Annotated in this window: 1 protein-coding gene; it reads right to left on the reverse strand. The window is 72.9% G+C overall.

The genetic code is table 11. The annotated features are described in order from the left end of the window. Positions 1-116: 116 nt before the first annotated feature. Positions 117-336, reverse strand: a 220-nt coding sequence (locus GTW67_RS33775; protein ID WP_161168546.1) for a CAP domain-containing protein, incomplete at its 5' end; no start/stop codon positions are given.

Genomic DNA, 336 nt, shown 5'->3' on the forward strand with positions numbered 1-336 from the left:
TCGTGGCCCGGGCGGCCCGCGCGGCGGACGGCGAGCTGACGATCGGCCGCGCACCGCTGGGCGGCGCGCGGGTCAGGGTGTCGTTCGTCCTCGCCGACGGGGGCCGCTGAGCGGCGTCAGCGGCTCGCGCCGAAGTCCTGCGTCCACCAGGGACCGCCGTCGCCGAAGTGCACGCCGACCCCCAGCTCCTTGAAGGAGCAGTTGAGTATGTTCGCGCGGTGTCCGGGGCTGTTCATCCAGGAGTTCATCACCGAGGCGGCGTCGGACTGGCCGCGGGCTATGTTCTCGCCCAGCGTGGACCACTCGTAGCCGGCGGCCTCGACGCGGGTCGTCATG

It is taken from the genome of Streptomyces sp. SID5910 (assembly GCF_009862125.1).
In the GTDB taxonomy this organism is placed as follows: domain Bacteria; phylum Actinomycetota; class Actinomycetes; order Streptomycetales; family Streptomycetaceae; genus Streptomyces.